Genomic DNA, 20,718 nt, shown 5'->3' on the forward strand with positions numbered 1-20,718 from the left:
GAGAGTACGCCATCGTACCTGAAAACCCTCACTCTTCCTCCAGCGCGGCGAAGCTGTGCGCCAGGTAGTCGAGCAGCGCGCGCACGGCAGGCAGCAGACCGCGCCGCGACGGGAACACGGCGTGGATGATTTCGCGCTGCGGCCGCCACTGCTCCATCAGCGGCAGCAGGCTGCCATCGGCCACCTGTTCCGTGATCATCATGGTCGGCAGCTGCACCACGCCCACGCCGGCCACGGCCGCGTCGCGCAGGGTCAGCATGTCGCCCGTGACGAAGCGCGGCACGTGGCGCAGCTGGGCGCGCGCGCCATCGGGGCCGTGCAAATCCCACTGGTAGTGCTGTTGCGGCGTGCCCAGGGCCAGGCTGGGCCAGTCGGACAGGTCGGCCGGCGCCTTCGGCAAGGCCGCGCCGGCGAACAGCAGCGGGCTGCCTACCATGCACTGGCCCCGTTCGGCCAGCACGCGCAATACCAGATCGCTGTCGGGCAGCGGAGGCGGACGCACGCGGATGGCCACGTCGATACCCTCGGCCACCAGATCGACGCGGCGGTTGCTCGCTTCCAATAGCAGAGTCACTTGCGGATGCTCGCGCATGAAACCGGCCAGCATGGGTGCGACCAGCGAGTGCAGCAGAGCGATGGGACAGGACAGGCGCACCGTGCCGCGCGGCGCCGCGCGCGTCAGTTCGATCGCTTCCTGCGCCGCCTCCGCCTCCACCAGCATGGCCTTGCAATGCTCGTAAAACGTCTGCCCCACATCGGTGACGGAAAAATGCCGCGTCGTGCGTTGCAGCAGGCGCGCGCCGAGCCGCTCTTCCAGCAGCGCGATGCGCCGGCTCAGTTTTGATTTCGGCATGCCCAGCGCGCGCCCGGCCGGCGCGAAACCGCCATGGTCGACCACCTGCACAAAGTAATACAAGTCATTCAGGTCCTGCATGTCGCCTCCTTGATCGTTCTATTTATGGAACGCTGATGGCATATTTTACCGTCTACCGCCTTCATCGTTGCAAGCGTATTCTGTCTTCATCGTAATGCAAACCCCAACAGGAGATCGAGATGAACAAAGTCACAGGTATCTACAGCGCACCCCGCCAGCATTGGGTCGGCGACGGTTTCCCCGTGCGCTCGATGTTTTCGTATAACGGCCATGGCAAGCAGCTGAGCCCCTTCCTGCTGCTCGACTATGCCGGTCCTGCCGAATTTGCGCCCGGCACCCGTCCGCCCGGCGTCGGTTCGCATCCGCACCGCGGCTTTGAAACGGTGACCATCGTCTACAAGGGCGAAGTGGCGCACCGCGATTCGACGGGCCAGGGCGGCGTGATCGGCCCCGGCGACGTGCAGTGGATGACGGCCGGCGCCGGCATCCTGCATGAAGAGTTTCACTCGCCTGCCTTCACACAGTCGGGCGGCACGCTGGAAATGGTGCAGCTGTGGGTGAACCTGCCGGCGAAAAACAAGATGACGGCGCCCGGCTACCAGGCCATCACCAGCGACACGATTCCCACAGTGGCGCTGCCCGATGATGCCGGTTCCGTGCGCGTGATCGCCGGCGACTTCGCTGGCCAGCATGGACCCGCCCGCACGTTCTCGCCGATGCAGGTGTGGGACATGCGCCTGGCCCAGGGCAAGCTGACGGAGCTGCCCGTGACCCGAGGCTGGAGCACGGCGCTGATCGTTTTGCACGGCACGGTGCTGGTCAATGGCGAGAGCGTGGTGCGCGAAGCGCAGATGGCGCTGTTCGAGCGCGATGGCGACAGCATCACCATCGAAGCGAACAACGACGCCGTGGTACTGCTGCTGAGCGGTGAGCCGATCGAGGAACCCATCGTCGGCCACGGTCCCTTCGTCATGAACACCGAGGCGGAAATCGCGCAGGCGTTCGAGGATTTCAACAGCGGCCGCTTTGCCCGTATCGCGACGTAATTTGTGCAGTGAATTTGTGTAGTACCCATGCCGCATCCCGCGGCATGGTTTTTCAGGAGACCACCATGAGCACCCCCGCCAACTTCCAAGGTTTGCCACCGATGATCGATCCCGACGATGCCGTCATGCTGCTGATCGACCACCAGAGCGGTTTGTTCCAGCTGGTGCGCGACATCGAGCAGCACGTGCTGCGCGGCCACGTCACGGCGCTGGCCAAGCTGTCGCGCCTGGCCAACATGCCGACTTTTACCACCGCGTCCGTGCCCGACGGTCCGAACGGCCCCTTGATTCCGGAAATCCACCATTTCAACCCGGAAGCCGTCTACATCCCGCGCACGGGCCAGATCAACGCCTGGGACAATCCGGCCTGGGTCGAAGCCATCGAAAAGACGGGCCGCAAGACCCTGCTGATCGCCGGCACGCTCACCAGCGTGTGCATGGCCTTCCCGACCATCAGCGCGCTGGCGGCCGGCTACAAGGTGTTCGCCATCATCGATGCCTCGGGCAACTGGTCGAAGATGGCCACCGACATTACCATGGCGCGCGTGACGCAGGCGGGCGCCGTGCCGATCGACACGTACGCCGTGCTGGCTGAAGTGATGAGCACCTGGAACCGCGCCGACGCGATGGAATTCGCCGCCATCATGACCGACCATATCGTGCCGCCATACCGCGCCCTGATCGAAAGCTACGACAAGGCGCAGGGTGTGCAAAAGAATGGCCGCGAAACCAAGCTGGAAATCCTCGAAGCGGCCGGCAAGGGCTGACCGTCGCTACGGCGCTTCGTAGCTGTTGCGTATCGCCGCCAGCACGCCGCGCTGTTCCAGGTGCGTGATGGCGGCGTTCAGGCGCGCCAGGTCGCCGGCGCTGGTCGTGCGCGCATTGAGCATCAGGTGCACGGGGGCGCGCAGGACGAGGAAGGGCAGGGTGCGCAAGGCAACGCCCTGCAGGCGCGCTTCGTGGCGCACGGCCAGCACGTCGCCCAGCAGCAGGTCGGCGCGGCCCGCGTCAAGCATGCGCACGCCTTGCTGGAAACTGCCGAATGCATTCAGGCGGCCGGCCTTTTCCAGCGCCGGCCGGGCCGCCGCGTATTGCGCGCCATACCAGCCCACCTTGGGCGCCAGCAAGGTCGACTTGCCGCGCGCGAGCTGCGCGAAGCTGGCGATCTGCTGGTGGTTGCCGGGCGAGCCGGATTTGCTGAAGACGCCCACGGCTTCATCGCGGTACGAGAGGGAAAAGCGCGCATAGGACTGGCGTTCCGGCGTCTCGGACGCGGCCAGCATCAGGTCCAGCCCCCCTTTCTGGAACAGCAGCTGGCGCCGCGCCGTGGGCAGCTCCGGCACGGTGACCAGGGTGCAGCGGGCTTCCTTGAAAATGGCCTTCAGCAATTCCAGGTCCAGGCCCGTATGGCGGCCCTGGGCATCGCGGTAGACATACGGCGGCCACTGCTCCAGCGCCATCGTCATGCGGCAAGCTACGGCGGGCAGGGCAGATACGCCGAGCACTGCCGCAAACAGGAGATGGCGCATGCGCATAAGGGGGCTTCCTGGAGTTTCAACTTGCTATTCAATTTGCCAGAATGGCCACGGAAGTCAAGGGCTGCGGCGGCTGAAGGCCGGCCTGGTTCGCATTTCCTCGATGTTTGCGCGTTTTTTGCCGCTTTCCCCCATGGGTATCGGCTCCGGCGTGGCGAACACCGTGCAGTGTAATCGGCTATAGTGGCGCGGTGCCACCACTGCCCCGCAAAGGAAGACCGCTTGACTGCCCCGCTCGAGATCGCCGCCAATGTATTGATGACTGCCTCCATCATCCTGGCCGGACGCAATAATATTCATTCCTGGTGGATCGGCATGGTCGGCTGCGTGCTGTTTGCCGTGCTCTTTTTCCAGGTCAACCTGTACGCCGACGTGATGCTCCAACTGTTTTTCATCGTCACCTGCGTTATCGGCTGGATGCAATGGCGGCGCGGCGACGGCGGCAAGCCGTTGCCGATCACGCGCACGGGTTGGCGCAGCCTGGCCTGGGTGGTGCCGGCCGGCATCGTCTCCGTGGCGATCTACGGCATGCTGCTGCACCGCTTCACGAATGCCTACGCGCCGTTCATCGATTCGGCAGTGTTGGTATTTAGCATCATCGCGCAATTCCTGCTGATGAGCCGACGCATCGAAACCTGGGCTTTCTGGTTGCTGGTCAACACCGTGGCCGTGCCGCTGTACTACAGCCGCGGCCTGCACCTGACGGCCGTGCTGTATGCGGCCTACTGGGTCAACGCCGTGATTTCCTGGTACTGGTGGAGCGTGCAGGCACGCCGCGCGGCGCAAGCGCCTGCGGTGATTGCCGACGCCTGATCTTGCCTTACACCAAGTCCTTAGATTCAAATCGTATATACAATCAATTTTTAATTCGTTCACGCGATAAAGACACCGGGATATAGTGGCCTTTCCCCGCTTACCGGTGTCTTTTATGTTGCGTTTTACCCTTTCTGCCTGTTTTTACGCCGCCCCGCACCAGCTGACCATGCAATGCATGGCGCAGTGGATGCCGGTGCGTGCCCGTCCACGCATCCCTTAAGTCAATCCATCCGTTTCGTTGTCGTCTGCCCGTAGGCCCACCCGGTCTGCGTGCCCCTGCTCGGCCTTTTTTATCGGAAAAAGGCTGCAATCCCAATAAGAGGAAACCATGTTCAAACCACTCGCCATCAGTCTTGCCATCGCCGCCGCCTTTCCCGCCGTTTCCAGCATCGCCCATGCCGAGGACGACATGCTGCGCGTGAACGTCACCGGATCGAATATCCGCGTCAGCGAAAAGGAGGGCGCCAGCGCCGTGCAAGTCATCACGGCCAAGGAATTGAAAGCCAGCGGCAAGACCAGCGTGTCGGACGTGCTGCGCGCCATCTCCGCCAACAGCGGCAACAGCTACAACGAACAATATACGGGCAGTTTCTCGGCCGGCACCTCGGGCCTGTCGCTGCGCGGCATCGGCCAGCAAAATACCCTGATCCTCGTGAATGGCCGCCGCGTGGCCAGCTACGCCACGGCGCAGGATTTGCAGCAGACCTTCGTTGACCTGAACAGCCTGCCGATGGCGGCCGTGCAGCGCATCGAGGTGCTCAAGGATGGCGCCTCGTCCGTGTATGGCTCCGACGCCGTGGCCGGCGTGGTCAACATCATCCTGTACAAGGAATTCACGGGCACGGACATCACGGCGCAATGGGGCGGCTCGACGCAAGGCACGGGCCAGCATGAAAAGAGCGCGGCGCTGCAAACGGGTTTCGGCAAGCTCGAGGAAGATGGCTACAGCGTGGTCTTCTCGGTCGACGCGCAGCAGCGCGACAAGCTGCAGCAAAGCGACGTGGCCTGGCTGCGCGACGCCGATTACCGCCAGCAGCAACGCGGCAGCCTGGGCTGGGCTGCCACGAATTACGCTGGCAACGATCCTACGCAGACCCTCGGCGGCGTGCGCGGCCCGCTGCAACTGGTGCCATACAACGATATCAATCCCGATCGCAGCGGCCAGGTGCTGGCCTACAATCCGGCGCCGTATAAGACGCTGATTCCGGGCATCCAGCGCATCCACTCGTCGCTGCGCGGCACCCTCAAGCTGAACGCGGACACGGAAGCCTATGTCGATTTGCTGCACAGCTATTCGCGCGCCGACCAGACCTTCAGCGCGCCGCTGACGGTGAATAACGCCACGCGCGTGTGGAACAACAGCACCAAGCTGCTCGACACCATTCCCGTGGTGCTGCCCGTGGGCCATCCGAACAATCCGGGCACGACGCCCTTGCCGTTCACGGCCACCCTGTTCGACCTGGGACCGCGCCTGAAACAGGACCGCGTCACCTTTTACCGTGCGCTGGCCGGCGCCAAGGGCACCTGGGCGGGCTGGGACTGGGATACGGCCGTGGCCCATTCCAGCAGCAAGCTGGAGGAAACGGTGCAGAACTTCGTCAACCGCTACGAATTCCAGAAAGTGCTGGCCGACGGCAGCTACAATTTCTTCGACCAGTCGCAAAACAGCGAAGCGGTGCGCAACCGCCTGCGCCTGTCGACCCTGCGCCCGGCCGAATCGACGCTCGACACGCTCGACTTCTCGGCGGCCAAGGATATCTGGGACTTGCCCGCCGGCCCGCTGGGCTTTGCCGCCGGTGCCCAGTGGCGCCGCGAAAAGATGGATTCGCAAACCTCGACGGCCGTGCTGTCGGGCACGGAACTGCGCCCCGCACTCAATATCATCAACGGCTCGCGCAATGTGTCGGCCCTGTTTGCCGAATTCAATGTACCCGTCGTCAAAGACCTGTCCGTCAACGTGGCGGGACGCGCCGACCATTACAGCGACTTTGGCAATGCGTTTTCGCCGAAGGCCAGCGCGCGCTACCAGGCGGCGCCATGGTTGTTGCTGCGCGGCACCGTTTCACGGGCCTTCCGCGCGCCGTCGCTGCCGGAAATCACCGACAGCACGGCCGTCAGCTATACCGGCGTGATCGATGCCCGCGATCCGCTGACGCCGACGCAGTCGCGCGGCGTGACGGTGATGACCATCGCCAATCCGAACCTGCGCCCCGAGCGCTCGAAAAACCTGAACCTGGGCGTGGTGGTCTCTCCCACCAGCAGTTCGAGCATCGGCCTCGATTACTACCGCATCAAGCAGGATGGCGTAATCGGCACGGCCAGCGCCACCACCATTCTCGAGAATGAAGGCACGGCGCCGCAACAGATCACGCGCGGTGCCGATGGGCGCATCACGACCCTGTATCGCCAGTTCCGCAACCAGGGTCAGCGCGAAGTGTCGGGCATCGATATCGACCTGCGCCAGCGCTTCGTCGACAAGGACTGGGGCAAGCTGACCCTGGCCGGCCAGTTGAGCCGCGTGCTGCGCTTTGCCGAACCGCTGTCCGATGGCGCGCCGCTGACCGATGGCGCCGGCACCAATTACTTCGGTTCCATCCCGAAATGGCGCGGCGTCTCGTCGGCCACCTGGGAACAGGGCAAGTGGTCGTCGACTCTGACCTGGAACTACGTGGGCAGCTATGCGCAGCAGCAGCACCTCGACGAATCGGTGGCCGCCTTCAGCACGTTTGACGTGACCAGCACCTGGCAGGTGACGCCACAGGCAAACGTCACCTTCATCGTGCAAAACCTGGCCAACAAGCGCGCGCCCTGGGACTATGCCTCCACCGGCTTTGACTTTACCCAGGCCGATCCGCGTGGACGCGTCGCGGCGCTCAAGCTGAACTACAAGTTCTAACCGCCCGCCGCCTGCCGCTGGCCCGTCTGCTCCTGCAGGCGCTGGCGGTAGGCGCTGGGGGGAACGCCCATGCGTTCGCGAAAGGCGGTGGCGAAGTTGCCCGCGTTGTGAAAGCCGATCAGCAGGGCGATATCCTGCACGTCGATGTCCGTCTGCTGCAGCAATTCCACGCCGCGGGCAATGCGCGCTTCGCGGATGAAGGCAAACACCGTCATGCCCGTCTGCTCGCGGAACATCAGGGTCAGCTTTTCGCGGTAGGTGCCCACGCTGCGGGCGATTTCGGACAGGTTGGGCAGGCTGCCCAGGTTGTCGAGAATGAGTTGCTTGACGGCATTGACGAAGACCAGGTCGGGATGTTGCAGCTTGTCGCTGATCGGCGTCGCCGCCGGCAGGGTACTGTTGCTTTTACGCATCAAACCCAGGTGGATATGGATGCGCGCGGCCAGTTCTTCCGGCGTGAACGGCTTCGAAATGTAGTCGACGCCCCCCACCTGCAAGCCCATGATGCGTTCCTTGGCGGCATCGGCACCGCTGAGAAAGATCACGGGTATCTGTTCCGTTTCGGGATTGGCCTTGAGCAAACGGCAGGCCGTGTAGCCATCCATCTCGGGCATGCGCACATCGAGCAGGATCAGGTCGGGATGCGTGGCCAGTGCCAGCTGGTAGCCCTGGTAGCCGTTGAACGCGATGCTGAAACGGTAGGGCTGCTCGCTGAGAAGCTCCATCAGCATGCGCTGCTCGAACGCGGAATCGTCCACGATCAAGATGTTCTTTTTGATGGTTTCGCTGGTCAATGGCATGGCATGGATGACTTAACCAAAAAGCAAGTTGTGGTTTATTATGCCCTGCTTTTTCTTTTTTTTCTGCTTTTCTCGTGTTTCAAAAGATGTTTCTCCGCCAGAAGAAGCGGCGATTTCCCAGATCGCTAATAATTCATTCATGCATTGATTTAAAGCAATGTCGATTGCCAAAAAATCTGTTTTGCCAATGCTGCAAAAAGTGCCGGAGTCCCCGGGTTCCTGACTCTCGGCGCAAGTATTCTGTCGTCCTGGTTTGCGTGCCCAAGAAAACGCCGGCAATACCGTGACTATCCTCGATGCCCCTCAAATTGGCGGGCTCATTAATGATGTTCCATCATCAGGAGGTATCATGTTGCGAGTTATTTTCCCCCGCCTTATCGTTGCCGCCAGCGTGGCTGTTGCCGCCACGGCGTTCCTGCCGCGTGGCGCCGACGCCGCCGTGTATCTGAATGGCAGCGCCAGCACCACCTTTGACGTCACCCTGAAAATCATCGCCAATTGCACCATCGCGGCGGCCAATCTCGACTTTGGCCAAAGTCAGGGTGTACTGGCTACTGCCGTGAACGTCAATACGACCGTGAACGTCACCTGCACCAATACCACGCTGTATAACGTGGGCCTGACGGCTGGCTCGGGCACCGGCTCGACCGGCACGACACGCTACCTGAGCGGCACTGGCGGCAACCTGGGGACGGTGCAATTCAATCTGTACCAGACGGCCGGCAGTACCTTGTGGGGCGATACCCAGGGCACGAATACCGTCGGCGGCACCGGCAATGGCTCTTCGCAGCCGATCACGGTGTACGGCAATATTCCGCCGCAGGCGACACCGGCGCCCGATACCTACAAGTCGACCATCACGGCCACCGTTTACTTTTAAGCCAGGCGCTGCGTGAAGGCCGGTGTTGCTTCCCTGATGAAAGGCGTGCTGGCGCTGCTGGTCTGCTGTGCCGCGGGCGCGCACGGCGCCAGTCTGCAGATTTCGCCGGTGACGCTCAATTTGCGCGCGGCGCAGAATGCGGCCGGCCTCAACTTGCAAAACCTCGGTGACCAGCCCATCTACGGGCAAGTGCGGGTGTTTGTCTGGGATCAGCGCGATGGCGAAGAAACGCTGGCGCCAACGCAGGAACTGGTGGCCAGTCCGCCGATCGTCGAAATCGCCGCCAACAGCCGGCAGACCATCCGCCTCGTGCGTGCCCAGGCTGGCCCTGTCGCGCAGGAAAAGACGTATCGCGTGCTCATCGATGAAGTCAGCCGCGAGGATGAGGCGGGCCGCAGCGGCGTCGATATCCGCCTGCGCTATTCGGTGCCCGTATTCGTGCTGCCGGCCGGTGCGCCGGGCAAGGAAGTGCTCGACTGGCAGGTTTTCCGCGAACAGGGCGAGTGGATGCTGCGTGTCAAGAACAGTGGCAATTTCCATGCGCAGATCGGCGCGATGACGTTGACGAACCAGGCGGGCAAGGAGTTTGTCATCAGCAAGGGGCTGTTTGGTTATGTCCTGGCGGCACGCATGCGCGTCTGGCGCCTGCCCGTTGCCAGGGAGGCTGAACTGGATGGGCCGTTGAGTATTGCGGTCAATGTGAATGCCAAGGCACTCATTGCCAAGAATTCGACACCTTGAACATGGCTGCCATGACGGGCCGGCTTGCCGCGCGCCTTGGGCGCAAGCGGCCACACCATGAAACGCGTACTGGCAGCGTTGCTGTTGCTGGCCATGGCGCCGCTGGCCAGGGCCGATGGCGCGGTGGGCCTGACGGGCGCCGATCCTGGCCCCGCCAGCTTGCCCAGCGATCCGGCGGCGCCGAATGAACTGTATCTGGAGGTCACTGTGAATGCTGAATCGACCGGGCTGATCTTGCGCTTTACCCAGGTGGGCAAAGGCTTGCGCAGCAGTGTGGCCAACTTGCAGCAGCTGGGCCTGGACCCGGCGCGCCTGGTCGCACCCGGTCAGACCGAGGTGGCGCTCGAGGCGATTCCCGGACTCAGCTATGAATATGATGCGGCGCGCCAGAGCGTGTCGCTGCAGGTGGCGGACGCGTTGCGCTCGCCTTACCGCATCAGCGCGCGCACGGCGGCGCAGACGCCGCCATCGAGCGTCACGCCCGGCGCCGTCCTCAATTACGAAGCCTATGCGGAACTGGGGCAGACGCGGCGCGCCGCCATCTTCAACGACTTGCGCTATTTCAATGACAGCGGCGTCTTCAGCAATACCGGCACGGTGAACCTGGGGGCGGATCAGCGCAAATACATGCGTTTCGACACCTTCTGGAGCCACGCCGACCCCGAGACCTTGCAAACGTGGCAGGTGGGCGACCTGATTTCCTCGTCACTGAGCTGGAGCCGCGCCGTGCGCGTCGGTGGCGTGCAGTGGCGCAAGAATTTCCAGCTGCGCCCAGACCTGCTGACCTTTCCCGTCGCCTCCGTCGATGGCACGGCGCTCGTGCCATCGTCGCTGAGCCTGTACGTCAATGGCGTGCAGCAATATGCCGCCAGCGTGCCCAGTGGTCCGTTTGTGCTGAACCAGGTGGCCGGCATCAATGGCGCCGGGCAAGCCACGATCATCACGCGCGATGCGCTGGGGCGCAGCGTGACGACCGTGCTGCCCCTGTATGTCGACACGCGCATGCTGGCCAGCGGTTTGAGCGATTACTCGGTCGAGGCGGGCGCCGTGCGGCGCGACTATGGCCGCCGCCTGTTCGGCTATGCGCGGCAACTGGTCGCCAGCGCTTCCGGCCGCCACGGTGTCAGCGACAATCTCACCCTCGAAGGCCATGCGGAACTGGCCGCCGGCCTGTATCAGGCGGGGGCGGGCGCGCTGGTGCGGCTGGGCCAGGCGGGCGTGCTCAACGGTTCACTGTCGGCCAGCGCCGGCCGCAGCCGTGGCGTGCAGCTGGGCGCCGGCTACCAGTACATGGGGCCGCGCTTCAGCGTCGACGTGCAAAGCGTGCGCGCCAGCGCCGGCTTTGGCGACCTGGCCTCGCGCGACGGCAGCCCCGTGGTGCGCGCGGCCGACCGCTTCACCGTCAGCTTGCCATTGCCAGCAGGAAGCAGCATCAGCAGCAGCTATATCAGTTACCGCACGCCCGGCGCGCCGCCATCGAAGCTGGCCACCGTGGGCTATTCGGCCACTCTGTTTCACGGCCTGTTCTTCAACGCCAGCCTGTTCCAGGACTTGCGGCAACGCGAGAAGCGGGGCTTTTACTTTGGCCTGAGCATGGCCTTCGACAACAATCTGGCCATCAGCGTAAACAGCAGCCGGCAAAACGGCGAGAGCGGCCGCAGCATCAGCGCGCAGCGCGCGGCGGACTTTGGCGGCGGTTTCGGCTGGAACGTGCAGGCTGGCACATCGGGCAGCAATGCCTACCGCCAGGCGCAGGTGGAATACCTGGGCAGCGATGGCCGCGTGAGCGCGCGCACGCAAAGCAGCAGCATGGGCAATGCTTCCTCGCTGGGCGCGGCCGGCGCGCTGCTGTTGATGGACGGCCATGTCGAGGCGGCGCGCCAGGTGGGCAACGGTTTTGCGCTGGTCTCCACGGGCGGCGTGGCAGATATTCCTGTGCTGCATGAAAACCGCCAGATCGGCGTGACGGGCAGGGGCGGCTATCTGCTGGTACCGAATTTGAATCCCTATGGCAACAACCAGATCAGCATCGCCACGGACGAGCTTGACGTCGACGCGCGGGTGCCTGTGAGCAATATCAATGTTGTGCCGCAATACCTGGCGGGCGTGCTGGCGGCCTTTCCCATCGAGCGTTACAGCGCGGCCACCGTCATCGTCCAGGATGCGCAGGGCAAGTCGCTGGCCACGGGCTTGCCCGTGTTGCACGTGCAAAGCGGCAAGCAGACGGTCGTGGGATTCGACGGCATCGTTTTCGTCGACGATCTGCTCGAGCAAAATCAGTTGCAAGTCGGCGAGGGCGATGGCGCGTGCACCGTGCGCTTTGCCTATGTGCGTCCGGCGTCGGGCGGCTTGCCCGTGATCGGGCCATTGCGCTGCGCAGCCGCTGCCGCCAGCGCCGGGGCAGGCCGCTGATGCGCCGCCTGCTGCTATGGCTGACCCTGCTGCTGGGCTGCGCCTGGGGCAGCGTGGCGCAGGCGGCCGATACCTGCACGGTCAGCGTGACGAATATCGATTTCGGCTCCGTCAGTCCGATTTCCGGCACCGATTATGTGGCGCAGGCAACGGGGACCTTCAGCTGCCTGTTTTCGTCGCTGAACCTGGGGCAGCTGCTCACGCCGAATGCGCAAGTGTGCATTTCGCTGGGGCTGGGCACGAATTCCACCTCGGCCCTGCCGCGCAAGCTGGGCAACGGTAGCAATCGCATGGAATACAACGTGTACGTGGACAGTTCGTATGCGACGGCGAAGATCTGGGGCGGCGCCGGCGTGACGGGCGCGCCGTCGACCTTTGGCATGATCCTGTCGGCCGGCTTGCTGGCGCCGCCTGGCACCTATTCCACCACCTTTACCGTGTACGCGAAGATTCCTGCCGGCACCGCCCTGGCCGCCGTGCCCACGGTGGGTAATGCGAATACCGCCTATACGTCGAGCTTTGCCGGCGTGGGTACCTATACCTACACCACGTACGGCCTCATCAACCTGCAAGGTTGCACGGCCAGCAGCGGCAGCTTCGGTTTCACGGTGAATGCCACGGCCATCAACGATTGCACCATCACGGCCACGCCGATGGCGTTTGCGAACGCCTCCATCCTGACGGGCAACTTGCGCAGCACCAGCACCTTGTCGGTGCGTTGCGTGAACAATAATGCCTACCAGATTGCGCTGAACGGCGGCAGCGTGGCGCTCAATGTGGCCAACCGGCAAATGAAGAACACCGTCACCACGGACAAGGTCAGTTACCTGCTGTCAGCCACGCTCGATGGTGCGCCATGGGGCGATGGCACGGCTGGGACCAGCATGGTGACGGGCACGGGCACGGGCGCCAGCGTGCCGCTGACGATCTACGGCCGCGTGCCGGCGCAGGTGTCGCCGCGCCCCGGTGACTACAAGGACACCGTGACGGCAACGATTTATTTTTAGAACGTGACGGTGACGAGGCCAGTGCCCGATGGCGTTGCCTGCTGGTGCAGAAAATAGGGTGTGTTGTGCTGGCAGCGCACCTGGGTGCTGTTGCGCTGCGAGACGATGGTGCACGTTTCGTGGACGGCGAAGGTGGCCTGGAACGACGCGGAAGACACGGTACCGGCGGTGGTGGTCTGGCAAAGGGATACGGCGAGCAGGGCAGGCAGGACGGCAAATTTCAAAGGGGTCATCGTGAAAGCATCGAGTGAAAAACGGGCGTGGGCAGCAGCGCCGGAAGGCGTGGCTGACACCGTTTTTCGCACCGGGATTGGGGGAGCAGAACCAGCCATGATTGTACTTGAACAAGGAAAGTGTGAGTTTTCGTGTATTTTCAGCCCGCCACAGGGGCACGCACCTCACTTTCAAAATGATAGTAACTAAGTTTCCGTGTTGCAACTGAAATACTTTTCGATTGTTGTGTTGAATCAATGTGAGGAGATGGCCATGAAACATACCAACTTTAATAATTTGCCTTGCCCGATCGCACGCAGCCTGGGCAAGGTGGGCGAATGGTGGAGCATCCTCATCCTGCGCGAAGCGTTTTATGGCAAGACGCGCTTCGACGAATTTGAAAAAAGCCTCAAGATCGCGCCTACCATCCTGACGCGCCGCCTGGCCGACCTGGTGGAGGGCGGCTTGATGACGCGCCGCCTGTATTGCGCCAAGCCGCCCCGCTACGACTATGTGCTGACCAAGTCCGGGCGCGCCTTCAAGCCCGTCTTGCTGGCGTTTATTGCCTGGGGTAATGAAAACTTCGCCCCGGAAGGCGCCAGCCTCGTCATCGCCAGCCGCGATACGGGCCTGGCCGCCGACCCGGTACTGGTCGACGCCACGACGGGCTTGCCCATCAATGACGAGTACTACGCGTTCGCGCCTGGGCCTGCCGCCAGCGATAGCATGCGCAGCATCATCCTCGATGCGGAAAAAAGCAGCGGCATCGCACCCAAGCCGAAGGCGCCGGCCGCCAACCGCGGCTGGGTGGCGGAAGGCCACCTGGCCTGAAGGCGCGCTGGCAGACGAGCAGCAAGTTTGGCGTACAGCAAAGCGGACACGGCGGCATGGCGTTACTGTCGCACCATGCAACGCAAGTGCGGCGTACGCCCGGCTCGGCTGTGCGGGCAGGGCAGTGCGCCATCCGTGATCCGATGTCCGTTGAAGGAGTATTGCGATGAGCACACTGCAACAACATGCCTGCCGCACCGCCAGCGTGCTGGCGCTGGCCGCCCTGCTGGGCGCCTGTTCCCACGGCCCGCATCACCCTGGCGGGCATGACGTCACCTTGACGGGCGCGCAGGAAGTGCCGGCCAATACCAGCACGGCCAGCGGCAGCAGCAATCTTCGCGTCGCCCACGACCGCAGCGTCAGCGGCGGCGTGCGCTACACGGGCATGCTGGCCACCGTCGCGCATATCCATGAAGCGCCCGCCGGCGCCAATGGCCCTGTCATCGTGCCGCTGGTGAAAACGGCCGAAGGCATGTTTGCCGTGCCGCCCGGCGCCATGCTCACGCCGCCCCAATATGCGAGCTACCAGGCCGGCAACCTGTACGTGAACGTGCACAGCGCCGCCTACCCGGCCGGCGAGATCCGCGCCCAGCTCAAGCCCTAGCCGGCCAGCGGCGTTATCCCCGAAACCTCCTTGGGCCGCGCGAGCGGCCTTTTTTTGAACCAGGCGGCCAGCCAGTGCAGCGCGCTACAATGGCGCTCCATGCTGACCATCCTCGCCATCACCTTTCCCTTCTTCGCCCTGGTGCTGTGCGGCTACCTGGCCGTGCGGCGCAAGCTGCTGCCGCTGGCCGCCATCGGCGGCTTGAACAGTTTTGTCCTGTACTTCGCGCTGCCGTGCATGCTGTACCGCTTCGGCGCCGCCACGCCCATCGCGCAGCTGCTCGACGCCAGCGTGTTCGGCGTCTACCTGCTGTGCGCGCTGATCATGGTGGGCGTCACCATGGCCATGACCCTGAGCCACCGCATCGACTGGAACAACGCCGCCTTCGGTGCGCTGGTGGCGGCCTTCCCGAATACAGGCTTCATGGGCGTGCCCCTGCTATTGACCTTGCTCGGTCCCCGTTCCTCTGGCCCCGTCATCGTCACCATCGTCGTCGACATGCTGATTACCAGCTCGCTGTGCATCGCCCTGTCGCGTATCGGCAGCGGCGGCGCGCACGGCAGCCGCGCCGCCGTCGTCAACGCCCTGAAGGGCATGGCCGGCAACCCGATGCCGTGGGCGATCGTGCTGGGCGCCCTGTCGTCGTGGCTGGAACTGGCCTTGCCCAAGCCGATCATGCAGACGGTGGGCCTGCTGGCCGACGCCGCCTCGCCGGTTGCCCTGTTTACCATCGGCGCCGTGCTGGCCCGTTCGCAAATGAGCACGAGCGATCCGGCGCCGCTGGGGGAATATGTGCCCGTGGCGCTGAAAAAACTGCTGCTGCATCCGTTGCTGGTGTGGGGCATCGGCCACGCGGCCATCGCACTGGGCGCGCCGCTCGATCCGTTCGCGCTGACCTGCATGGTGCTGGTGGCTTGCCTGCCCAGCGCCAGCAATGTCTCGCTGCTGTCCGAACGCTTCGGGGCGAACACGGCGCGCATCGCCCGCATCATCCTTGTGTCGACGGCGCTGTCGTTTCTGACGTTTTCGGCGGCCGTCAGCTGGCTGGCGTGACGTTGGCGGCGATCAGCGCGCCCAGGGCCTGCGCTGCGCCGGGCTGGGTGCCGGCGGTCAGTTCGCGCGCCATCGTGGCCTGATCTTCCTGCGTGCGGTTCTGCCCCAGCTTCCATTTTCCCGTGAGGCGCGTGAGGGGGATTTCGATGCCGACGATGGCTTTCAATAGCTTGTCGATATAGCCGGCTGGCGCATCGCTCACCCGCCATGGCGTGGCCAGCCCCGCTTCATGGCGCGCCGTCCGCCGCTCCACCAATCCCAGCAGCCATGCCGCATCGTCGATGGCGCGCAGGGGGCCGTGGGCGTGCACGACCGCATAATTAAAGGTCGGCACTTCCTTGCCGCTGCGCTGCTTTTCCGCATACCAGGCGGGCGTGATGTAGGCGTGCGGCCCCTGGAAAATCACCATGCATTCATCGTTCCCGCCGGCTGTACGCCACAGCGGGTTGGCGCGCGCCACATGGGCGCGCAGGATGCCGAATGGGGCGTCAGGCGTGGGTGCGGCGATCTCGAATGGCAGATGGTCGGCGCACAAACCATCGACGCTCTGGCGCACCAGCGCGCCCAGCGGATGCGCGTCGATCAGGCCATGCAGCACGTCGAGGCGCTCTTCGCGAAAGCTGGTGGGCGTGTACATTCAGGCGGCTCCTTCCACGACCACGTCGGCCGTCAGCGAATTGGCGATGTAGCAGCGCTCGTGCGCGTCGTGGTGCAGGGCCGCCAGCGCCTCGGGCGAGGGCGGCGTTCCCGCGAAGGCGATGCGCGGGCGCAGCACGATGCGCGTCATGGCCAGGCGGCCTTGCGCATTCTTGCCCAGTTCACCGACGGCATCGTCGCGGTAGTCGTCGATGACGTGGCCGCGCTGCGCTGCCAGCGACAGGAAGAACAGCATGTGGCAGCTCGACGTGGCGGCCACCAGCGCTTCTTCCGGATCGATATTTGCCGCCACCGACATGGGCAGCGGCACGGACAGGGGCGACGACGAGGCGGGTACCGTCAGGCCGCCGTCGAATTGCCATTCATGGCCACGGCTGTAGCGCTGGCCGGCGAAATCCTGGCCGTCACGCTGCCAGGCCACGGTGGCGAAAAATTGATGCATGGGTGCTCCGCAAGAGTAGGGGGATGCGCCATCTTAGCGCCAGTTTTGGCTATTTAAAACAGCCAATAAGTGCTATCTTGAAACTACCAATTCAAGAATGCCACCATGTCATCTTCCCACCTGCACCAGCTCATCGCCGCCTTGCCACTGCAGCGCGGCGCCCGCGAGCCCTTGTTTCGCCAGCTGTATGCGGCCATCAAGGCCGCCATCCTCGATGGCCGCATGAGTCCCGGCATGCAGCTGCCTCCTACGCGCGACTTTTGCCGCCTGCTGGCCGTGTCGCGCCAGACGGTGCTCAATGCGTATGCGCTGCTGACGGCCGAAGGCTATCTCGATGGCGCCGTGGGGCGCGGCACCTTTGTCAGTCGCGACGTCCCGCTGCCGGTGTCTGCCTCTGCCCCTGCCGCGGCGCCGGGCCTGCTGCGGCCCCTGTCGGCGCGCGGGCAGGGCGTGGTGACAGCCATGCGCCAGGTGGCCTTCCACCGTGGCCCGTTGCGCGCCTTCCGCGTCGGCATGCCGCGCATCGACCATTTTCCGTTCGACGTGTGGAACCGCCTGGAAGCGCGGCGCTGGCGCCGGCCCGACCACCATTTCGGCTACAGCGACCCGGCCGGCTACCTGCCGCTGCGCGAACTGCTGTGCGTGTATCTGAAAGCGTCGCGCGGCGTCCAGTGCACGCCGCAGCAGATCGTCATCACCTCCGGTTCGCAGCAGGCGCTGTTCCTGCTGTCGACCATCCTGCTGGCGCCGGGCGACGCGGCCTGGATGGAGTCGCCCGGCTATCGGGGCGCCAGCGGTCCGCTGCGCGCGGCCGGCGCGCGCGTCTTTCCCGTCCCCGTCGATGCGCAGGGGCTGGACGTGGCGTATGGCGTGGCGCACTGCCCGCAGGCGAAGCTGGCGTACGTGACGCCGTCGCACCAGATGCCGCTGGGCGTTAGCATGAGCTTGCCCCGCCGTCTGGCCTTGCTGGCCTGGGCCGCGCAACATAAAGCGTGGCTGGTGGAAGACGATTACGACAGCGAATACCGCTACACGGGCGCGCCATTGGCCTCGCTGCAAAGCCTGGACCGGGCCGGCTGCGTGGTGTACGTGGGGACCCTGTCGAAGGTGCTGTTTCCCGGCCTGCGCCTGGGCTATATGGTGGCGCCGCCCGCGCTGGCCGACGCGCTGGTGCAAGCCAAGGCCGTGATGGACCGGCACACGGCCATCGTGCCGCAGATGGCGCTGGCCGACTTCATCGCCGAGGGCCACTTTGGCCGGCATATCCGCCGCACGCGCGACAGCAATGCCGAGCGACGCGATGCGCTGGTGCGTGGCCTTGCGCGCGAACTCGACGATCAGCTCGCGTGCGGCCCGGCCGACAGCGGCCTGGAACTGTGCGCGTACTTTCGCGCTGGCCACGATGAAGAAATGGTGTCGCGCGCGGGTATGGCACGCGGCATCGAATTGCGTCCGCTGGGCCACTATGCCGACCCCGACGCCGGTGCCGCCTGCGCCACGCCGCCCGGGCTGCTGCTGGGCTTTGCGGCGATTCCCCCGGCCGAGATGGCGCACGGCTTGCAGGAACTGGGACGCATCCTGCGCGGCCGATAAACTATACTGGCAGTTGCCTGCACATGAAGAACACGACCATGACCATCACCCGCTGCTCCTGGGCCAATCCGGCCAATCCCCGCTATCTCGATTACCACGATACGGAGTGGGGCGTGCCCTGCCACGACGAGCGCCGGCTGTTCGAGATGCTGAACCTGGAAGGCGCGCAGGCTGGCCTGAGCTGGGAAACCATCCTCAACAAGCGCGACACCTACCGCGCCGCTTTCGACAACTGGGACGCGCAGAAGATCGCCGCGTACGGCCCGGACAAGGTGGCGCAGCTGCTGGCGGACCCCGGCATCGTGCGCAACCGCCTGAAGGTGGCGGCCGCCATCACGAATGCGCAAGCCTATTTGCGCCTGCGCGCGGAAGGGCAGACCCTGGACAGCTTCCTGTGGGCGTATGTCGATGGCCAGCCCATCGTCAACAGCTGGCAGCCGGGCGAGTTTCCCGCCAAGACGGCCTTGTCGGACCAGTTGTCGAAAGACCTGCTCAAGCGGGGTTTCAAGTTCGTCGGCTCGACCATCATCTACGCCTACATGCAGGGCATCGGCATGGTCAACGACCATGCGCCCGCCTGCTTTTGCCGCGCGGGGCATTGATGCGCCGCGTGCTGGTCCTGCTCGACACGGATTTTGACGGCGCCCGTTTGCGCGCCGCCTGCACGGCGCATGGCGGCCGCCGCCTGCACTACATCGCGCTGGCGCCGCGTCCCGTCGATGCCCGCCACTTGCCCGAGCAGTGGCGGGCACAGTGGCCGCCTTGCGTGCCGGGCCTGCACCGCATGGTCTCGCACGATGGCCTCGTCACGCTCGACGTGCTGATTGGCGAGCCCGATGCCTGCCTGGCGCAATTGTCGGCGCGTGTCGATGAAGTGCATCTGGCCTGGGTGCCGGCCGCCACGCCGGTGCTGGCGCGCCTGATGATGGACGGCGCCCGCCTGCAGGCCGTGCACCTGGACGAGGCGCAGCGCACGGCGCTGCAAAAGAACGGTTTTGTCTTCGACGAGAGCCGCCTGCGTGCCATGTTTTATGTGCGGCGCGGCGAGCACGTGGCTGCCGTGGCGCCCGAGCGCCGCGCCATCGTCATCGGCGCGGGCGTGGCCGGTGCGGCCGCCTGCGAACGGCTGGCCGCGCGCGGCTGGAAGGTGACCTTGATCGAGCGCCACGCGCAGCCGGCCAGCGAAGCGTCGGGCAACCTGGCGGGCATCTTCATGCCGTTGCTGTCGAAGGACGACAACATCGCCACGCGCCTGACGCGCGCCGCCTATCTGTACTCGCTGCGCCGCTGGAAAGACCTGGGCGGCATCGGCGCGGCCATCGAGGGTGCGCAAAGCGGCGTGCTGCACCTGGCGCGCGACGGCACGCATGCGCAGGTGCAGCGGCAGATCGCCGCCAGCGGCTTGTATCCGCGCGAATTCGCCCGCTGGCTGGAAGCGCCCGAAGCGACGGCCATGCTGGGCGCGCCGGCGCCCGATGGCGCCTGGTGGTTCGAGCAGGGCGGTTGGGCGCGCCCGTCCTCCGTCTGCGCGGCCATGCTGGACGCCTGCGGCGCCTTGCTGACGCGGCGCTTTTCCAGCAGCGCCCTGCGCCTGGAACGTGGCGACCAGGAATGGCTGGTGCGCGATGCGGACGGCGCCCTGATTGCGGCCGCGCCCAACGTCATCCTGGCGGCGGGCACGGGGGCCATCGATTTCGAACAGGCGGCCGGCCTGCCGCTCGACGCCGTGCGCGGCCAGGTCACGCACCTGGCCGAAGGCAGCTTGCCGTCCTTGCCGTTCGTCGTGTGCCGCGAGGCCTACATGACGCCGGCGCACCAGGGCGTGGTGTGCGTGGGCGCCAGCTACGATGCGGACGCAGACACTGAACTGCGCCCATCGAGCCAGGAAGACAATATCGCGAAGATCGCCGACATTCTTGGCGTGACCCCGTTCGCCGCGCCGCTGGCCGGGCGCACGGGCTTTCGCTGCATGGCGCCGGACCGCCTGCCGCTGGCGGGCGCCTTGCCCGACCCCGGCGTGCCAGGCCGCTGCGAGCGCCTGCGCGACGTGCCGCGCTGGCCCGGCCTGTTTGGCTTGCTCGGTTACGCCTCGCGCGGCCTGATCTGGGCGCCGCTGGCGGCCGAGCTGCTGGCCTGCCAGCTGGAGGGGGAGCCGTTGCCGCTGGAGAGTCAATTGGCCGCTGCGCTTGATCCTGCGCGCTTCCTGCTGCGCGAACGCCGCCGCGCTGCATAAATCTCCCATATACGTTTTTCAGCTTTCCAAACTCTTTTTAATTTGTTTTCCGAACAACATAAGTTCGCTACAGTGGACTCGTGCT

General features: G+C 64.9%; 21 protein-coding genes. 14 read left to right on the forward strand and 7 right to left on the reverse strand.

The genetic code is table 11. The features are described 5' to 3' along the window. Nucleotides 1–28: 28 nt before the first annotated feature. Nucleotides 29–934: a LysR family transcriptional regulator gene (locus SJI03_RS07920; protein WP_322426749.1), complete on the reverse strand. Its 906-nt coding sequence runs from the start codon at nt 932–934 to the stop codon at nt 29–31. Between the two features lie 119 nt (nt 935–1,053). Between SJI03_RS07920 and SJI03_RS07925 the strand changes: the two genes are divergently transcribed. Next, nucleotides 1,054–1,920 carry a pirin family protein gene (locus SJI03_RS07925; protein WP_099378521.1) on the forward strand — a complete coding sequence of 289 codons (867 nt, stop codon included), beginning with the start codon at nt 1,054–1,056 and terminating at the stop codon, nt 1,918–1,920. Nucleotides 1,921–1,985: 65 nt separating this feature from the next. Next, a complete protein-coding gene (locus SJI03_RS07930; protein ID WP_217916680.1) occupies nt 1,986–2,687 on the forward strand; it encodes an isochorismatase family protein in 702 nt (233 codons plus the stop codon). Between the two features lie 6 nt (nt 2,688–2,693). Here SJI03_RS07930 and SJI03_RS07935 read toward each other — a convergent pair whose 3' ends face one another. Further along, entirely contained in the window at nt 2,694–3,449 is a 756-nt protein-coding gene (locus SJI03_RS07935) for a substrate-binding periplasmic protein (protein ID WP_322426750.1), read from the reverse strand. Nucleotides 3,450–3,677: 228 nt separating this feature from the next. Here SJI03_RS07935 and pnuC point away from each other — a divergent pair, with 228 nt between their 5' ends. Both pnuC and SJI03_RS07945 read left to right on the forward strand, forming a co-directional pair. Next, nucleotides 3,678–4,268: a nicotinamide riboside transporter PnuC gene (gene pnuC / locus SJI03_RS07940; RefSeq protein WP_322426751.1), complete on the forward strand. Its 591-nt coding sequence runs from the start codon at nt 3,678–3,680 to the stop codon at nt 4,266–4,268. A 331-nt stretch (nt 4,269–4,599) separates the two neighbouring features. Beyond that, on the forward strand, nt 4,600–7,167 hold the full coding sequence (locus SJI03_RS07945) for a TonB-dependent receptor (RefSeq protein WP_322426752.1): 2,568 nt from the start codon (nt 4,600–4,602) through the stop codon (nt 7,165–7,167). Here the strand turns inward: SJI03_RS07945 and SJI03_RS07950 are convergent. Continuing rightward, nucleotides 7,164–7,967, reverse strand: a complete 804-nt coding sequence (locus SJI03_RS07950) for a response regulator (protein WP_099378524.1) — start codon at nt 7,965–7,967, stop codon at nt 7,164–7,166. The two genes, SJI03_RS07945 and SJI03_RS07950, sit on opposite strands and share 4 nt — an antisense overlap. A 12-nt stretch (nt 7,968–7,979) precedes the next feature. Then, a complete protein-coding gene (locus SJI03_RS07955) occupies nt 7,980–8,246 on the reverse strand; it encodes a hypothetical protein (protein ID WP_158301222.1) in 267 nt (88 codons plus the stop codon). Between the two features lie 70 nt (nt 8,247–8,316). Here SJI03_RS07955 and SJI03_RS07960 point away from each other — a divergent pair, with 70 nt between their 5' ends. Genes SJI03_RS07960 through SJI03_RS07975 form a run of 4 tightly spaced genes read left to right on the forward strand, consistent with a single transcriptional unit; the run spans nt 8,317 to nt 13,007 of the window. Next, nucleotides 8,317–8,847 (forward strand): spore coat U domain-containing protein, encoded by a 531-nt coding sequence (locus SJI03_RS07960; RefSeq protein WP_099378525.1) that lies wholly within the window; start codon nt 8,317–8,319, stop codon nt 8,845–8,847. A gap of 12 nt (nt 8,848–8,859) precedes the next feature. Then, nucleotides 8,860–9,588, forward strand: a complete 729-nt coding sequence (locus SJI03_RS07965) for a molecular chaperone (protein ID WP_233516172.1) — start codon at nt 8,860–8,862, stop codon at nt 9,586–9,588. Nucleotides 9,589–9,645: 57 nt separating this feature from the next. Then, nucleotides 9,646–12,000, forward strand: coding sequence for a fimbria/pilus outer membrane usher protein (locus SJI03_RS07970; protein ID WP_322426753.1), 2,355 nt, complete (start codon nt 9,646–9,648; stop codon nt 11,998–12,000). Further along, entirely contained in the window at nt 12,000–13,007 is a 1,008-nt protein-coding gene (locus SJI03_RS07975) for a spore coat U domain-containing protein (protein ID WP_099378528.1), read from the forward strand. Before SJI03_RS07970 ends, SJI03_RS07975 begins: the two co-directional genes overlap by 1 nt. Here the strand turns inward: SJI03_RS07975 and SJI03_RS07980 are convergent. Continuing rightward, a complete protein-coding gene (locus SJI03_RS07980; protein ID WP_322426754.1) occupies nt 13,004–13,240 on the reverse strand; it encodes a hypothetical protein in 237 nt (78 codons plus the stop codon). The two genes, SJI03_RS07975 and SJI03_RS07980, sit on opposite strands and share 4 nt — an antisense overlap. Before the next feature lie 253 nt (nt 13,241–13,493). Here SJI03_RS07980 and SJI03_RS07985 point away from each other — a divergent pair, with 253 nt between their 5' ends. The 3 genes from SJI03_RS07985 to SJI03_RS07995 all read left to right on the forward strand — a co-directional run bounded on the left by SJI03_RS07985 (nt 13,494) and on the right by SJI03_RS07995 (nt 15,708). Further along, complete coding sequence (locus SJI03_RS07985) at nt 13,494–14,051, forward strand: winged helix-turn-helix transcriptional regulator (RefSeq protein ID WP_034753667.1); 558 nt, start codon at nt 13,494–13,496, stop codon at nt 14,049–14,051. A gap of 166 nt (nt 14,052–14,217) precedes the next feature. Further along, complete coding sequence (locus SJI03_RS07990) at nt 14,218–14,655, forward strand: CHRD domain-containing protein (protein ID WP_099378530.1); 438 nt, start codon at nt 14,218–14,220, stop codon at nt 14,653–14,655. A gap of 99 nt (nt 14,656–14,754) precedes the next feature. Beyond that, the gene (locus SJI03_RS07995; protein ID WP_099378531.1) at nt 14,755–15,708 is read left to right on the forward strand and encodes an AEC family transporter; all 954 of its coding nucleotides are present in this window, start codon (nt 14,755–14,757) and stop codon (nt 15,706–15,708) included. On the opposite strand, the gene SJI03_RS08000 is transcribed toward SJI03_RS07995, so the two are convergent. Together SJI03_RS08000 and SJI03_RS08005 are read right to left on the reverse strand one after the other, a co-directional pair. Beyond that, nucleotides 15,692–16,345, reverse strand: a complete 654-nt coding sequence (locus SJI03_RS08000; RefSeq protein ID WP_322426755.1) for an FMN-binding negative transcriptional regulator — start codon at nt 16,343–16,345, stop codon at nt 15,692–15,694. The genes SJI03_RS07995 and SJI03_RS08000 overlap by 17 nt on opposite strands. Next, nucleotides 16,346–16,807 carry an OsmC family protein gene (locus SJI03_RS08005; RefSeq protein WP_322426756.1) on the reverse strand — a complete coding sequence of 154 codons (462 nt, stop codon included), beginning with the start codon at nt 16,805–16,807 and terminating at the stop codon, nt 16,346–16,348. 105 nt (nt 16,808–16,912) lie between these two features. Between SJI03_RS08005 and SJI03_RS08010 the strand changes: the two genes are divergently transcribed. Genes SJI03_RS08010 through mnmC form a run of 3 tightly spaced genes read left to right on the forward strand, consistent with a single transcriptional unit; the run spans nt 16,913 to nt 20,633 of the window. After that, a complete protein-coding gene (locus tag SJI03_RS08010) occupies nt 16,913–18,400 on the forward strand; it encodes a PLP-dependent aminotransferase family protein (RefSeq protein ID WP_099378534.1) in 1,488 nt (495 codons plus the stop codon). A 38-nt stretch (nt 18,401–18,438) separates the two neighbouring features. Continuing rightward, the gene (locus tag SJI03_RS08015; RefSeq protein ID WP_099378632.1) at nt 18,439–19,002 is read left to right on the forward strand and encodes a DNA-3-methyladenine glycosylase I; all 564 of its coding nucleotides are present in this window, start codon (nt 18,439–18,441) and stop codon (nt 19,000–19,002) included. Beyond that, nucleotides 19,002–20,633, forward strand: a complete 1,632-nt coding sequence (gene mnmC, locus SJI03_RS08020; protein WP_322426757.1) for an FAD-dependent 5-carboxymethylaminomethyl-2-thiouridine(34) oxidoreductase MnmC — start codon at nt 19,002–19,004, stop codon at nt 20,631–20,633. The genes SJI03_RS08015 and mnmC overlap by 1 nt, the downstream gene beginning before the upstream one ends. Nucleotides 20,634–20,718: the final 85 nt, after the last annotated feature.

Origin of the sequence: Janthinobacterium sp. GMG1 (assembly GCF_034427795.1) — a bacterium.
Lineage (GTDB): Bacteria > Pseudomonadota > Gammaproteobacteria > Burkholderiales > Burkholderiaceae_D > Janthinobacterium.